We start from the raw sequence: 239 nt of genomic DNA on the forward strand, positions 1-239 counted from the left end.
TTTCCGTCTGTGATTCCGTTTCCGCTTTCACTTGGAGCTATGTAACCCACAGTAGGTTGTGCTTCTATATTGTCTGGAGTTCCACCATTATCTGCGTCTATATCTAAGTGGTTTGGTACACTATCATTATCAAAATCATACACATCTGGAATTCCATCGTTATTTGAGTCTGTATAGTTTGTTAAACTGCGATCTCCAGCATTTCCACCATCGGAATTATCTCTGTAATTAGGGATTCC

1 pseudogene is annotated in these 239 nt (G+C 39.7%); it reads right to left on the reverse strand.

The features are described 5' to 3' along the window. Window positions 1-239, reverse strand: a pseudogene (locus ACY2RW_RS16345) (gliding motility-associated C-terminal domain-containing protein); the annotation flags it as partial.

Source organism: Polaribacter sp. 2305UL8-11 (genome assembly GCF_058147165.1).